General features: G+C 73.2%; 14 protein-coding genes. 8 read left to right on the forward strand and 6 right to left on the reverse strand.

Features of this window, described 5'->3' with window-relative positions; all coding sequences use genetic code 11:
• Nucleotides 1–4: 4 nt before the first annotated feature.
• Nucleotides 5–685 (forward strand): uridine kinase, encoded by a 681-nt coding sequence (locus tag ACLJT4_RS02300; protein ID WP_411120737.1) that lies wholly within the window; start codon nucleotides 5–7, stop codon nucleotides 683–685.
• A 168-nt stretch (nucleotides 686–853) separates the two neighbouring features.
• Here the strand turns inward: ACLJT4_RS02300 and ACLJT4_RS02305 are convergent, their stop codons facing one another.
• Nucleotides 854–1,675, reverse strand: coding sequence for a SigE family RNA polymerase sigma factor (locus ACLJT4_RS02305; RefSeq protein WP_411120738.1), 822 nt, complete (start codon nucleotides 1,673–1,675; stop codon nucleotides 854–856).
• 257 nt (nucleotides 1,676–1,932) lie between these two features.
• On the opposite strand from ACLJT4_RS02305, the gene afsQ1 reads away from it, so the two are divergent.
• The 5 genes from afsQ1 to ACLJT4_RS02330 all read left to right on the forward strand — a co-directional run bounded on the left by afsQ1 (nucleotide 1,933) and on the right by ACLJT4_RS02330 (nucleotide 5,847).
• Nucleotides 1,933–2,610, forward strand: coding sequence for a two-component system response regulator AfsQ1 (afsQ1, locus tag ACLJT4_RS02310; RefSeq protein WP_016571665.1), 678 nt, complete (start codon nucleotides 1,933–1,935; stop codon nucleotides 2,608–2,610).
• A complete protein-coding gene (locus ACLJT4_RS02315) occupies nucleotides 2,607–4,346 on the forward strand; it encodes an ATP-binding protein (protein WP_411120739.1) in 1,740 nt (579 codons plus the stop codon). The genes afsQ1 and ACLJT4_RS02315 overlap by 4 nt, the downstream gene beginning before the upstream one ends.
• Nucleotides 4,343–4,972, forward strand: a complete 630-nt coding sequence (locus ACLJT4_RS02320; protein ID WP_411120740.1) for a hypothetical protein — start codon at nucleotides 4,343–4,345, stop codon at nucleotides 4,970–4,972. The genes ACLJT4_RS02315 and ACLJT4_RS02320 overlap by 4 nt, the downstream gene beginning before the upstream one ends.
• Before the next feature lie 133 nt (nucleotides 4,973–5,105).
• A complete protein-coding gene (locus ACLJT4_RS02325) occupies nucleotides 5,106–5,591 on the forward strand; it encodes a VanZ family protein (protein WP_411121065.1) in 486 nt (161 codons plus the stop codon).
• A 46-nt stretch (nucleotides 5,592–5,637) separates the two neighbouring features.
• Nucleotides 5,638–5,847 carry a PspC domain-containing protein gene (locus ACLJT4_RS02330; RefSeq protein WP_411120741.1) on the forward strand — a complete coding sequence of 70 codons (210 nt, stop codon included), beginning with the start codon at nucleotides 5,638–5,640 and terminating at the stop codon, nucleotides 5,845–5,847.
• 100 nt (nucleotides 5,848–5,947) lie between these two features.
• On the opposite strand, the gene ACLJT4_RS02335 is transcribed toward ACLJT4_RS02330, so the two are convergent.
• Both ACLJT4_RS02335 and ACLJT4_RS02340 read right to left on the reverse strand, forming a co-directional pair.
• Nucleotides 5,948–6,226 (reverse strand): hypothetical protein, encoded by a 279-nt coding sequence (locus ACLJT4_RS02335; protein ID WP_016571670.1) that lies wholly within the window; start codon nucleotides 6,224–6,226, stop codon nucleotides 5,948–5,950.
• A 140-nt stretch (nucleotides 6,227–6,366) separates the two neighbouring features.
• Nucleotides 6,367–7,527: an adenosine deaminase gene (locus ACLJT4_RS02340; RefSeq protein ID WP_411120742.1), complete on the reverse strand. Its 1,161-nt coding sequence runs from the start codon at nucleotides 7,525–7,527 to the stop codon at nucleotides 6,367–6,369.
• Between the two features lie 103 nt (nucleotides 7,528–7,630).
• On the opposite strand from ACLJT4_RS02340, the gene ACLJT4_RS02345 reads away from it, so the two are divergent.
• Nucleotides 7,631–8,398 (forward strand): alpha/beta hydrolase, encoded by a 768-nt coding sequence (locus ACLJT4_RS02345; RefSeq protein ID WP_411120743.1) that lies wholly within the window; start codon nucleotides 7,631–7,633, stop codon nucleotides 8,396–8,398.
• 76 nt (nucleotides 8,399–8,474) lie between these two features.
• Here the strand turns inward: ACLJT4_RS02345 and ACLJT4_RS02350 are convergent, their stop codons facing one another.
• The gene (locus ACLJT4_RS02350; RefSeq protein ID WP_411120744.1) at nucleotides 8,475–9,491 is read right to left on the reverse strand and encodes a LysR family transcriptional regulator; all 1,017 of its coding nucleotides are present in this window, start codon (nucleotides 9,489–9,491) and stop codon (nucleotides 8,475–8,477) included.
• 63 nt (nucleotides 9,492–9,554) lie between these two features.
• Between ACLJT4_RS02350 and ACLJT4_RS02355 the strand changes: the two genes are divergently transcribed.
• Nucleotides 9,555–10,877 carry an MFS transporter gene (locus tag ACLJT4_RS02355; protein ID WP_411120745.1) on the forward strand — a complete coding sequence of 441 codons (1,323 nt, stop codon included), beginning with the start codon at nucleotides 9,555–9,557 and terminating at the stop codon, nucleotides 10,875–10,877.
• A 60-nt stretch (nucleotides 10,878–10,937) separates the two neighbouring features.
• On the opposite strand, the gene ACLJT4_RS02360 is transcribed toward ACLJT4_RS02355, so the two are convergent.
• Both ACLJT4_RS02360 and ACLJT4_RS02365 read right to left on the reverse strand, forming a co-directional pair.
• Complete coding sequence (locus ACLJT4_RS02360) at nucleotides 10,938–11,534, reverse strand: Uma2 family endonuclease (protein ID WP_411120746.1); 597 nt, start codon at nucleotides 11,532–11,534, stop codon at nucleotides 10,938–10,940.
• Nucleotides 11,535–11,631: 97 nt separating this feature from the next.
• Nucleotides 11,632–12,909 carry a thymidine phosphorylase gene (locus tag ACLJT4_RS02365; protein WP_016574959.1) on the reverse strand — a complete coding sequence of 426 codons (1,278 nt, stop codon included), beginning with the start codon at nucleotides 12,907–12,909 and terminating at the stop codon, nucleotides 11,632–11,634.
• Nucleotides 12,910–12,964 lie beyond the last annotated feature (55 nt).

Raw genomic sequence — 12,964 nt, forward strand, 5'->3', positions numbered from 1 at the left:
GCCCGTGAACTCCCATTCGCCCGCCCGGCCGCGCGCCCGCGTCCTCTTGCTGACCGGCCCCTCCGGCTCCGGGAAGACGTCCCTGGCCGCCCTGTCCGGTCTGCCCGTCCTCAACCTCGACGACTTCTACAAGGAGTGCACGGACCCCTCGCTCCCGCAGTTGCCGGACGGCGGCGGCGCGGACTGGGACTCGCCGCTCTCCTGGGACGCGGACACCGCGGTCGCGGCCATCGAGGAACTGTGCCGCACCGGCCGCACCGCGGTCCCGGTGTACGACATCGCGACCAGCTCCCGGACCGGCGCCACGGGCCTGGCCCTGGACGGGGCGCCGCTGTTCATCGCGGAGGGCATCTTCGCCGCCGACGTCATCGACCGGTGCCGGGCGGCGGGGCTGCTGGCCGACGCGCTGTGCCTGCGCGGGCGGCCCGCCACCACCTTCCGGCGGCGGCTGGCCCGGGACCTGCGCGAGGGCCGCAAGCCCGCGGTGTACCTGGTGCGGCGGGGGCTGCGGCTGCTGCGCAACGAGCGGACGATCGTGGCCCGGCACACCGCGCTCGGCGCCCACCCGTGCGCCAAGCCGGAGGCGCTGACCCGGATAGCGGCGGCGCGCGAGGGCGCGCCGTCCGGTGCGCACGGCGGCGCGGGCGTGGGGGACGATCCGGCGCGGGCCGCGGCCCGGCGCTGAGGAGCGTCCCGCCGCGCGGCGGGACGCTCCCGGCACGCACGAAGGAGCGGGTTCGGACGCACCCCCCGGCCGCCCGAACCCGCTCGTTTCCCCCGTGTTCCCCGTTGTTCCCCCGTGTCCCCCCTCGGGTTCTCCCCCCGGATCCCCCTCGGGCCCTACCCCCCGTCCTCAGGCGACCAGTGCGCCGAAGGACTCCTGCTCGTCACGGCCGAAGCTGAGGACCTCGTCCTCGCGCAGCCGGCGCAGCGAGCGCCAGATGCTGGACTTCACCGTGCCGACACTGATGTTGAGGATGTCCGCGATCTCCGGGTCCGTGCGGCCCTCGTAGTAGCGCAGCACCAGCATGGTGCGCTGCGCCTCGGGCAGCCGGGCCAGCGCCTGCCACAGGACGGCGCGCAGCTCGGTGCCGCGCATGGCGTCCGCGTCGGCGGCGGTCTCGGGCAGTTCCTCGGTCGGGTACTCGTTGAGCCTGCGGCGGCGCCAGGCGCTGATGTGCAGGTTCGTCATGGTGCGGCGCAGGTAGCCGCCGAGCGCCGCCTTGTCGCTGATCCGGTCCCAGGCCCGGTAGGTCGAGAACAGTGCGCTCTGCAGCAGGTCCTCGGCCTCGTAGCGGTCGCCGGTCAGGTGGTAGGCGGTGGCGTACAGGGAGGCGCGGCGCTCCTGGACGTAGGCGGTGAAGGCCGCTTCGGCCTCCGCCGCGTCCGCCGCGGTGCGCCGGTCCCCCGTCTCCCCGTACTGCGCTCCCCCGTCGGTGTCCCCGAGGCCCGCGGTCCCCCCGTTGGGCCCCTGGGACACCATCGTCGCGTCGATGGCCACCATGTACGGCGGCCGTTGACGCCCGGTGCCGCGAGGGCACCCCCGCCCTCCCCCGAGCCCTCGGCTCCGCTCGGGCAGGGTGGTGCCCCCCTCCGCACCGGACTTCTCCCGCCCGATGTCGTGGAGGCGCGTGACGACCGCACCGGAAGTCGTGCCGTGCAGGGTGTTCTTCATCGCGCTGCCCCCCGTCGATCGAGCCAGTTCGTTCGGTGTGTCCCGGTCGAGATCCTCCGCTGCGGAGTTGATCTCTCCCGGCTGACCCAAAGACTGCCAACCCAGTTTCATCGCGTTGTCCGTCGTCTGTCACAGGCGTGTCACAGGGCCGGAGGCGGTGCGGCGTGGCTCCGTCACGACCGGCGGTCGGGCCCGGTGGACGGCGCCGGAACGCCGGCGGTCGATCTACCGGCGCCCCATGCGCCAGAATGGCGAGCGTGCCTTTCCTGTTGCTGATCGAGGACGACGACGCCATCCGCACGGCCCTCGAACTCTCGCTGTCCCGCCAGGGTCACCGCGTGATGACCGCGGCGACGGGCGAGGACGGCCTGAAGTTGCTGCGCGAGCAGCGGCCGGACCTGATCGTGCTGGACGTGATGCTGCCGGGCATCGACGGCTTCGAGGTCTGCCGGCGGATCCGGCGCACGGACCAACTGCCGATCATCCTGCTCACCGCGCGCAGCGACGACATCGACGTGGTCGTGGGCCTGGAGTCCGGCGCCGACGACTACGTCGTCAAGCCCGTGCAGGGCCGGGTGCTGGACGCCCGGATCCGCGCGGTGCTGCGGCGCGGGGAGCGGGAGTCCAGCGATTCGGCGACGTTCGGCTCGTTGGTGATCGACCGGTCCGCGATGACCGTCACCAAGAACGGCCAGGACCTGCAACTGACCCCGACCGAGCTGCGCCTGCTGCTGGAGCTGAGCCGTCGCCCCGGGCAGGCGCTGTCCCGGCAGCAGCTGCTGCGGCTGGTCTGGGAGCACGACTACCTGGGCGACTCACGGCTGGTGGACGCCTGTGTGCAGCGGCTGCGCGCGAAGGTGGAGGACGTCCCGTCCTCGCCGACGCTGATCCGCACCGTCCGCGGCGTCGGCTACCGGCTGGACGCGCCGCAGTGACGACGGCCACCCCGCACGACGGCGGGGCCGGGGAGGGGACGCGGGAGGCCGGGGACGGCGACGCGCCGGGCGGCCGGGTGGTGCGGCTGCTGCGCCGGGCCGCGGGCCTGCTGCGGTTGACGAGCCTGCGGCTGCGGCTGGTCGTGGTGTTCGCCCTGGTCGCGCTGACCGCGGCGGTCTCGGCGTCCGGCATCGCGTACTGGCTCAACCGCAACACGGTCCTGGACCGGACGCAGAACGCCGCCCTACAGGACTTCCGCAAGTCGCTGGAGGACAACACCCGCTCGCTGCCGCTGCGCCCGCGCTGCTCCGAACTCCAGGACACCGCACGCCAGATGGCCGCCGGCCCGCAGAACTACGCGGTGCTGCTGATCGGGGTGGACCGCGAGGGCAAGGAGTGCGCGGCCACCACCGACAAGGACCTGCTGACGCTGGCGAACGTCCCGCAGGCGCTGCGCAACGCCGTCGACCAGGTGCGTCCGGTCGACGAGAACAACCAGGCCGCGCACCACCTGTACTGGCAGCGCAAGGCGGTCGGGGACGTCCCGTACCTGGTCGCCGGGGCGAAGGTGATCGGTGGCGGACCGACCGGCTACATGATGAAGTCGCTGGCCACCGAGCGGCAGGACCTGACGTCGCTGGGCTGGTCGCTGGGGATCGCCACCGCGCTGGCGCTGGTCGGCTCGGCGCTGCTGGCGCAGGCCGCGGCGACGACCGTGCTGCGGCCGGTGCAGCGGCTCGGCCACGCGGCCCGGCAACTGGGCGAGGGGCGGTTGGACACCCGGCTGCGGGTGACCGGCACCGACGAACTCGCCGACCTGTCGCGGACCTTCAACCGCACCGCGGAGCGGCTCCAGCAGCGGGTCGAGGAGCTGAGCGGCCGGGAGGCGGCCTCGCGGCGGTTCGTCGCCGACATGTCCCACGAGCTGCGGACGCCGCTGACCGCGATCACCGCGGTCACCGAGGTGCTGGAGGAGGAGGCCGACTCCTTCGACCCGATGATCGCGCCGGCCGTGCAGCTGGTGGTCAGCGAGACCCGGCGGCTGAACGACCTCGTGGAGAACCTGATGGAGGTCACCCGCTTCGACGCGGGGACCGCGCGGCTGGTGCTGGACGCCGTCGACGTCGCCGACCAGGTCACCGCCTGCATCGACGCCCGGGCCTGGCTGGACGCGGTGGAGCTGGACGCGGACCGCGGCACGGTGGCCCGATTGGACCCGCGGCGGCTGGACGTGATCCTGGCGAACCTGATCGGCAACGCCCTCAAGCACGGCGGTTCGCCGGTGCGGGTGTCGGTCCGCACCGAGCCGGCGGAGCCCGCGGCGGCCGCGTCGGCGGCGGGCGGTGCGGAGCCGGCGGACGGGGCGGCGGCGGAGCCCCGGCCCGCCACCGACGCCGCCCCGTTCGAGCAGGGCGGGGAGATCCCCGGCGGCCAGTTGGTGATCCGGGTGCGGGACCACGGCCCGGGCATCCCGGAGGAGGTGCTGCCGCATGTCTTCGACCGCTTCTACAAGGCGAGCGCGTCCCGTCCGCGGTCCGAGGGCAGCGGTCTGGGCCTGTCGATCGCCCAGGAGAACGCGCACATCCACGGCGGCCGGATCAGCGCCGCCAACCACCCCGAGGGCGGCGCGGTGTTCACCCTGCGGCTGCCGATGGACGCCTCCCGGCTGACCGACGACGCGTCGGCGGACGGCGGCGAGCGGCCGGCCGGCGGGGGCGCGGAGGGCGGCCGGTGATCCGCCGCGGGCGGCGGGCGGCGGTGCGGTGCGCCGTGCCGGCGGCGGTGCTGGCGCTGGCCGCCGCGGGCTGCGGGATCCGCGGCACGTCGGTCCCGGTCGACGCGGGCGGCGCCCCGTCCCGGGTGAGCTGCCACGCGCCGGGACCGGGTGCGGTCACCACGGCGGGGGCGGAGCGGGTCGCGGTGTATCTGGTGTGCGGGTCGGCGCTGGTGTCCGTGGAGCGGCAGGTGGCCCGGCCGCAGGCCGCTCCGGGGGCGGCGGTGCGGCTGCCGGTGGCCCGGGTGCTCCTGGCCGAGCTGCAGAAGCCGCCGACCCCGGACGAGACCCGGGCCGGGTTCAGCACCGCGATGCCCGGCACGCTGCGGGTGGACGGGCCGCACGCCGGTGACGCCCCCGAGGCGCTGCGCTTGTCGGCCGAGCCGGATGACCTGCCGTCGTTCGCGTTGGCCCAGTTGGTGTGCACCTACGGCCGCAGCGCCGCACTGGGGCGTACCGGCGGCGCGCTGCTGGGCGGCCCGGGGCCAGCGGCGGCGCACCGCTACGACTGCTCGCCGGACGTGCAGGCCAACCCGGACGCCGCGCAGCACGCGGGCTGGGGCGACCCGCAGTCCGAGGAGAGCTGAGCGGTACCGTCCAAGCCGGGCACAACGGGGCGGAACCGCGCCCCCCGGTACCGGCGTCCTGGCCTGTGTGCAGCGTCATGGCCCCGGCAACACCGTCGCCCCCCGTTTGCGCGCCACCGGGTTTCTCCTCCTCGTGGCGCATCTGCTGATCGTCGGCTGGCTGATGCTGCGTCCCCGTACGGTGCCGTGGGTGCCGGCGGCGAACCTCCAGCCGCTGGCGTCGATCCACGCCGAGCTGGCGCGGGGCGGCTGGGCGGCGGTGTGGCATCTCGGCGCGCCGGTGCTGCTGCTGGCGCCCCTCGGGGTGCTGCTGCCGTTGGTCGGCGGCCGACTGAACGTTTCGCCTTGGGGCTCGGTGACGCGCACGGTCTTCGCCGGCGTCATGATCTCGTTGACGATCGAGCTGCTGCAGACGTCGGTGCCGGGTCAGGTGCCGGACGTCGACACGGTGCTCCTGAACGCGCTCGGGGTCGCGCTGGCGCACCTGGTGGTCGTCCCCGGGGCCCGGTCCCGTCTCCGCCGGCGGGACGAGCGGAGCCAGGGTGCGACCCCGAGAATCTCCAGGGTCAGTCTGGCCCCGCAGGCTGACGTCTTCTCCGGCGGCCGGACCTACTTTTGAGACATCGGGGCAACCGCCCCGGATCGTCGACAAGGAGTAGCTCGTCATGGCCGCCGCACTGGTCCGACCCGCCAACAACCGCATGATCGCCGGTGTCTGCGCCGGCCTCGCCCGCCGCTTCGGGACGTCCCGGACGACGATGCGGGTGCTCTTCCTGCTCTCCTGCCTGTTGCCCGGCCCGCAGTTCGTCGCGTACCTGGCCCTGTGGGTCCTCCTCCCCTCGGAGGACTCGGCGCGCGACGCCGCGGCCTGGTGACCGCCCGCGCCCCGGACACGACGGTGCCCCGGTCCGCACGGGATACCGCGTACGGACCGGGGCGCGCCGGGGCCGTCCCCTAGGGGACGGCGGGGCCGGTTCAGCCGCCGAGGGGGAGGTTCTTGGTGACCGTGCCGGCGGGGATGCCGCCGAGCAGCTGGTTGCCCTTGGAGGTGACGGGAGCCTTGACGTCGCTGCCGCCGCCCTTGGTCGCTCCGGAGAGCGTGCTGGTGGCGTCCTTCACCGGCAGGCTGTGCAGCACGCGGTTGGTGTCGATCGAGTTGCCGGCCGGGGCGGCGTTGGCCGCGCCTGCGGCGGTGGCGGCGATGGCGGCGCCGAGCGCGACGGCACCGAGAGTCTTGACCGTTCCCTGCTTCATTGCTTACGTCCTCGTGATGGGGGCTTGACCGGCTAGGAAACCTAGTAAGGCGGCCGGCGCCCCCGCAAACACCTGGGGCGAACGGAAAAACGGCCGGTGGACAATCCACCGGCCGTTGCGCTAGGCACCTTTTCACACGCTCACTCTGCGTCAGAACCGCTGCTGGGCGCGGTGGTCGCGGCCGACTGGCGGAAGAGCCATTCCGAGCGCAATTCCGCGTATCCGGGCTTGATGACGTCATTGATCATGGCCAGACGTTCATCGAAAGGAAGGAAAGCAGACTTCATACCATTGACCGTGAACCACTGAAGGTCGTCGAGCGTGTAGCGGAACGTCTTCACCAGGTGCTCGAATTCCCGGGTCATGCTCGTGTCGCTCATGAGCCGGTTGTCGGTGTTGACCGTGCAGCGGAACTGCAGCCGGCGCAGCAGCCCGATGGGGTGCTCCGCGTAGGAACTGGCGGCGCCGGTCTGGAGGTTGGAGGTCGGGCACAGCTCCAGCGGGATGCGCTTGTCCCGGACGTAGGAGGCGAGCCGGCCGAGGGTGACCGTGCCGTCGTCGGCGACCTCGATGTCGTCGATGATGCGGACGCCGTGGCCGAGCCGGTCGGCGCCGCACCACTGGAGCGCCTGCCAGATCGACGGCAGGCCGAACGCCTCGCCGGCGTGGATGGTGAAGTGGTTGTTCTCCCGCTTGAGGTACTCGAAGGCGTCGAGGTGGCGGGTGGGCGGGAAGCCGGCCTCGGCGCCCGCGATGTCGAAGCCGACCACGCCCAGGTCGCGGTGGCGGTTGGCGAGTTCGGCGATCTCCAGCGCCCGGGCCGCGTGCCGCATCGCGGTCAGCAGGGCGCCGACCCGGATCCGGTGGCCGCGCTCGCGGGCCCGCCGCTCGCCCTCCCGGAAGCCCTCGTTGACGATCTGGACGACCTCTTCGAGGCCGAGCCCGCCCTCCAGGTGCTGTTCGGGCGCGTAGCGGACCTCGGCGTAGACGACGCCGTCCGCCGCCAGGTCCTCGGCGCACTCCGCGGCCACCCGGAACAGCCCCTCGCGGGTCTGCATGACGGCGCAGGTGTGCGTGAAGGTCTCCAGGTAGCGCTCCAACGAGCCGGAGTCGGCGGCCTCCCGGAACCAGGTCCCGAGCCGGTCGGGATCGGTCTCGGGGAGTCCGGTGTAGCCGATCTCGCTGGCCAGCTCGACGACGGTGGCGGGGCGCAGGCCGCCGTCGAGGTGGTCGTGGAGCAACACCTTGGGTGCGCGACGGATCTGTTCGGCGGTCGGGAGGTTGCTGAGCTCGCTCGTCATTTCCGCACTGTAGACCCTACGCGCGTAGATATCGCCGAACGATATGTAACAGTGACCGGTCCGCAGGGTGGACAGGGCTCCTCGTTCTGCCATCGTTCTCGTCATGGCTCAGCAAGCACTGCCGGTGCGCGAGGCCCGGCTGGGAAAACCACTGGGAGCGGGTGGCACGGACCGGACGGTCAACGCCGTCGCCCTCCTGTTGCCCGGGTGCGGACCGACCGGACTGCGCCGGCCGTCGCCGGTCCCGGCCCTGTCCGTACGCCCGTTGGCCGCCCGACTGGCCCGGGCCGGCCGGGCCGAGGGACTCACCACCCACGTGGTGCACTACCGCTGCCGCGGCTGGAACGGCTCCGCCGCGCACCCGGCGCGGGACGCCACCTGGGCGCTGCACGAGGTGGTCCGCCGCTACGGTGACGTTCCGGTGGCCCTGGTCGGCACCGGCATGGGCGCCCGCGCGGCCCTGCACGCCGCCGGCCACCCGGCCGTGCACGCCGTCCTCGGCCTCGCCCCGTGGCTGGCCGACCCGCGCCAGTACGGCACCGACCCCGACCCGGTCAAGCAGTTGATCGGGCGCCAGGTCCTGCTGGTGCACGGCACCAACGACGAACGCGTCGACCCCGACCTCTCCTACCGCTACGCCCAGCGCGCCAAGAAGATCAACCGCGACACCTGCCGCTTCGAGGTGCACTCCGACGGCCACTCCCTGCACCAACACCGCTTCGAGGTGCACGCCCTCGCCACCGACTTCCTCCTCGGCGCCCTCTTCACCCGCGCCTACGCCCGCCCCGTCAAGGACGCCCTGGCCGCTCCCCCGCCCCTGGGCCTCCGCATGCCCCTGGCATCGGGTTTCGGGACGTCCCTGCGGCACTGAGCGCCGCTGAGCACCAGTGACCGCCACTGACCGGACGGTCGACTCCGGTGCGGGGTGGGGGTGTCGGGGTGCCGCCTCACGACAAGAGGGCGCCGCGGCGGCTCAGGAGGAACTTCTTGAAGGCGGTCACCGGGGGCGTGTCGACGCGGCCGTCGAGCCAGGCGACGCCGATCTCGCGGACCGCGCGGGGGGCGGTGACGGACAGTTCGGCGACGCCGGGGCGGGGGACGGCGGGGGGTGGGAGGAGGGCGACGCCCAGGCCGGCGGCGACCAGGCCGCGGAGGGTCTCGGCCTCCTCGCCCTCGAAGGCGATGCGCGGGGTGAAGCCGGCCTCGGCGCACAGGGCGTCGGTGATCCGGCGGAGGCCGTAGCCCGGTTCGAGGGTGACGAAGAGCTCGCCGGCCGCCTCGGCGAGGCGGATGCGCTTGCGGCCGGCCAGCCGGTGGTCGTCCGGGACGACCAGGCGGAGCTTCTGCTCGTCGAGGCGGCGCGCCACCAGGTCCGGGTAGTCGGGGACCGGGGAGGTCAGGCAGAGGTCGAGGTCGCCGGCGCGGAGGCGTTCGATCATCGCTTCGCCGTAGTTCTGGACGAGTTGGAAGCGGATGCCGGGGTGGTCGGCGCGGAAGGTGCGGAGGAGGCCGGGGACGGTCTCGGAGCCGAGGGTGTGCAGGAAGCCGAAGGCGACCTTGCCGGCGGTCGGGTCGGCGTCGGCGCGGACGGCGTCGGTGGCCCGTTCCAGGTCGGTCAGGGCGCGTTCGGTGGCGGTGCGGAAGGCGCGGCCGGCCGGCGTGAGGGAGAGGGTGCGGCCGTGCCGGGCGAAGAGGGCGACGCCGAGGTCCTGCTCCAGCCGCACCAGGGCGCGGCTGAGGGTCGGCTGGGGCATGCCGAGCTCGTGGGCGGCGCGGGTGACGTGCTCGTGCCGGGCGACCGCGGCGAACTGGGCGAGCCGCGGGGCGAGGGTCAGCGCCCAGGAGCCGGGGCCCAGCTCGGCGGCCTCGGGGGCGGTCGGCGGGACCGAGCGGAGGCGTTCCGGAATGTCTTTTCTGTTGCGGCCTTGCAACAGGGGCGGCGGTGAGCTGCGATCATGTTCCACGGCATCGATTATCGCGTTTTGATGCATTGGACGCATGAGGTGGCGTCCTTCTACCTTCGGAGCATGCCTCCCGCTGATACCGGGGCGTCCGTCACCGACCGTGCGGCCGCCTCTCCCCAGTCGTCCACGGACCCCTCTTCCCCCTCCGCCGCGGTGACCGACCCCGAGTCGGACAAGCTGCGGCCGGGCGGCCCCGGCTACCGCCGGATGAGCTTCGCCCTCTTCGCCGCCGGAGTGGCCACCTTCGCCCTCCTGTACTCCACCCAGGCCCTGCTGCCGGCCATCTCCGCGGACCTCGACGTCGCGCCGGACCAGGCGAGTTGGACCGTCTCGGCGGCCACCTTCGGGCTGGCCCTCGGGGTCATCCCGCTCAGCGCGCTCTCCGAGCGGTTCGGGCGCCGCACCCTGATGACGGCCTCCCTCACCGTCGCCGCGGTGATCGCGCTGCTGGTGCCGTTCGCCCCCTCCCTCGGCACCCTGATCGCGCTGCGCGCCGTGCAGGGCGTCGCGCTGGCCGGGCTGCCCGCGTCGGCGATGGCGTTCCTGGCGGAGGAGGTGCGCGCGAAGGCGCTGGTGGCGGCGATCGGCCTGTTCGTGGCCGGCAACAGCATCGGCGGGATGTCCGGGCGGATCGTCACCGGCTGGGTCGCCCAGGCGTGGGGCTGGCGGGCGGCGCTCGGCGCGGTGGGCGTGCTGGCCGTGGTGTGTGCGGTGGCGTTCCGGCTGCTGGTGCCGCGGGCCCGGCACTTCGCGGCGCGTTCGGTGGGCCCGCGGGCGCTGGCCCGAACCCTCGCCGGTCACCTCGCCGACCCGCTGCTGCGTCGCCTCTACGCCATCGGCGGGCTGTTCATGACGGTCTTCGGGGCGGTCTACACCGTGATCGGCTACCGCCTGGTCGCCGAGCCGTTCCACCTCCCCCAGGGCATCGTCGGTTCGATCTTCGTGATCTACCTGGTCGGTACGGTCTCGTCGGCCGCGGCCGGGAAGCTGGTCGGTCGGGTCGGCCGGCGCGGTGCGCTCTACCTGGCCGTGGGCACCACCACGGCGGGACTGCTGCTGACGCTCGTCGCCTCGGTGGGCGCGGTGGTGGCGGGACTCGTCCTGATCACCGCGGGGTTCTTCGCGGGCCACGCGGTGGCCTCGTCGTCGGTCAGCCGCACCGCCAAGACCGCCCGGGCCCAGGCGTCCGCGCTGTACCAGTGCGCGTACTACATCGGCAGCAGCCTGGGCGGTGCGCTCGGCGCCGCCGCCTTCCACGCCGCCGGCTGGTCGGGCACCGTCCTGCTCGGCCTGGCCGCGATGGTCGGCGCCGCCGGCATCACCCTCTACGCCACCCGGAAGGCGGTGGCCGAACGTCGGCTGCTGACCCTGGGCAAGGCCGCGTAACACCCCACGACGCGAAGGGCTCGCCCCACCACCTGTCCTGGTGGGGCGGGCCCTTCGTCGTCATACCCCGCCGAAGGGGAAGGCGCTGGTGTCGAGGGTGAGGCCGAAGGGCGCAGGGAGGTGGATGTCCTCCCCGAACTTCACCTTCTCAAGTTCCCGGTAGACGTGGTCCTTCGGCTCCCCGAAGAGCGTGACCGTGGGGCCGGCGGGGCCGAAGCGGTCGATGAGCAGGTAGAGCGCCACCCCCGCCTGCGCGTACGCGGCTGCCTTGTTGATCCTGTCGTAACTCGCGTTGGACGGTGAGGTGATCTCGACGACCAGCTCGGCGGCCGGAAGCGGGGCGGAACTGCCCCCTGCCAGCTCATCGATGACCGCATGCGGGATCACGACCAGATCCGGGATGTAGAGGCGGCCGTACGGGGGGTGGGCGACGCCGAGGGTCTCGTAGGCGCCCCAGTCCTCCGGCAACACGCTGTACAGCCTGCGGTGGACCAACTCGGCGATGCGGTTGTGGGGAGCGGCGGGCGGTGGTGTCACAACGATGATCCCGTCAATGATCTCCACCTTGCTGCCCTCAGGCCAGTCCGACTCCTCCCAGAAGCGGACGAGCTCATCCCAGTGCTGACCCGGAGCAGGGTCGACGGGGAGTGCACTCATGGCGGTCTCCTTAGTAGATGTGACACCGATCCCAGCATGCCGAACGGGACCGGCGTCGGTCCACCGATCCCGTTCACCCGAATGGGAAAACCGCAGGTCAGGCGATACGTTCCAGCACCACAGGGCGCGCGGTGAAGGCCGCGTCGGCCGGGCCGATCTCCACCCCGCCGTCCAGGGCTTCGAGCGCGTAGGCGAACTTCTCGGGGGTGTCGGTGTGCAGGGTCAGCAGCGGCTGGCCCGCGGTGACCCGGTCGCCGGGCTTGGCGTGCAGTTCGATGCCGGCGCCGGCCTGCACCGGGTCCTCCTTGCGGGCCCGGCCGGCGCCCAGGCGCCAGGCGGCGAGGCCGACGGCGTAGGCGTCGAGGGTGGCGAGGGTGCCGGTGGCGGCGGCGGTGACGGTGTGCTGCTCGCGGGCCACCGGGAGCGCGGCGTCGGGGTCGCCGCCCTGCGCGGCGATCATGCGGCGCCAGTGGTCCATGGCGGAGCCGTCGGCCAGTGCCTTGGCCGGGTCGGCGTCCTTGAGGCCGGCCGCGTCGAGCATCTCGCGGGCCAGCGCGAGGGTGAGGTCGACGACGTCGGACGGGCCACCGCCGGCCAGCACCTCGACGGACTCGCGGACTTCGAGGGCGTTGCCGGCGGTGCGGCCGAGCGGGGTGGCCATGTCGGTGAGCAGGGCGACCGTCCGCACGCCGTGGTCGGTGCCCAACCCGACCATGGTGGAGGCGAGTTCGCGGGCGTCGTCGAGGTTCTTCATGAAGGCGCCGGAACCGACCTTGACGTCCAGGACGAGGGAGCCGGTGCCCTCGGCGATCTTCTTAGACATGATGGAGGAGGCGATCAGCGGGATCGACTCGACGGTGCCGGTGACGTCGCGGAGGGCGTAGAGCTTCTTGTCGGCGGGGGCGAGGCCGTCGCCGGCGGCGCAGATGACCGAGCCGACGGTGCGCAGGACGTCCAGCATCTCGTCGTTGCTCAGAGCGGCGCGCCAGCCGGGGATGGCTTCGAGCTTGTCGAGGGTGCCGCCGGTGTGGCCCAGGCCGCGGCCGGAGAGCTGCGGGACGGCGGCGCCGCAGGCGGCGACCAGCGGGGCGAGCGGGAGGGTGATCTTGTCGCCGACGCCGCCGGTGGAGTGCTTGTCGGCGGTGGGGCGGGTGAGCGAGGAGAAGTCCATCCGCTCGCCGGAGGCGATCATGGCGGCGGTCCAGCGGGCGATCTCCCGGCGGTTCATGCCGTTGAGGAAGATGGCCATGGCGAGGGACGACATCTGTTCGTGGGCGACCTCGCCGCGGGTGTACGCGTCGATGACCCAGTCGATCTGTTCCGGGGTCAGTTCACCGCGGTCGCGCTTGGTGCGGATGACGGAGATGGCGTCCATGGACGGATTCCTTTCGAACGGGTAGGTCCCGTTCTACACGCATAGACGGCGCGGT

The organism is Streptomyces sp. x-19 (genome assembly GCF_046549115.1).
GTDB lineage: Bacteria > Actinomycetota > Actinomycetes > Streptomycetales > Streptomycetaceae > Streptomyces > Streptomyces albulus_C.

Excerpts from the sequence above, each read along its gene's own strand:
- ACLJT4_RS02365 (WP_016574959.1), bottom strand. The coding sequence starts at position 12,909 with ATGGACGCCATCTCCGTCATCCGCACCAAGCGCGACCGCGGTGAACTG.
- ACLJT4_RS02340 (WP_411120742.1), bottom strand. The coding sequence starts at position 7,527 with ATGACGAGCGAGCTCAGCAACCTCCCGACCGCCGAACAGATCCGTCGC.
- ACLJT4_RS02305 (WP_411120738.1), bottom strand. The coding sequence starts at position 1,675 with ATGAAGAACACCCTGCACGGCACGACTTCCGGTGCGGTCGTCACGCGC.
- ACLJT4_RS02360 (WP_411120746.1), bottom strand. The coding sequence starts at position 11,534 with ATGAGTGCACTCCCCGTCGACCCTGCTCCGGGTCAGCACTGGGATGAG.
- ACLJT4_RS02330 (WP_411120741.1), top strand. The coding sequence starts at position 5,638 with ATGGCCGCCGCACTGGTCCGACCCGCCAACAACCGCATGATCGCCGGT.
- ACLJT4_RS02345 (WP_411120743.1), top strand. The coding sequence starts at position 7,631 with ATGGCTCAGCAAGCACTGCCGGTGCGCGAGGCCCGGCTGGGAAAACCA.
- ACLJT4_RS02335 (WP_016571670.1), bottom strand. The coding sequence starts at position 6,226 with ATGAAGCAGGGAACGGTCAAGACTCTCGGTGCCGTCGCGCTCGGCGCC.
- ACLJT4_RS02355 (WP_411120745.1), top strand. The coding sequence starts at position 9,555 with ATGCCTCCCGCTGATACCGGGGCGTCCGTCACCGACCGTGCGGCCGCC.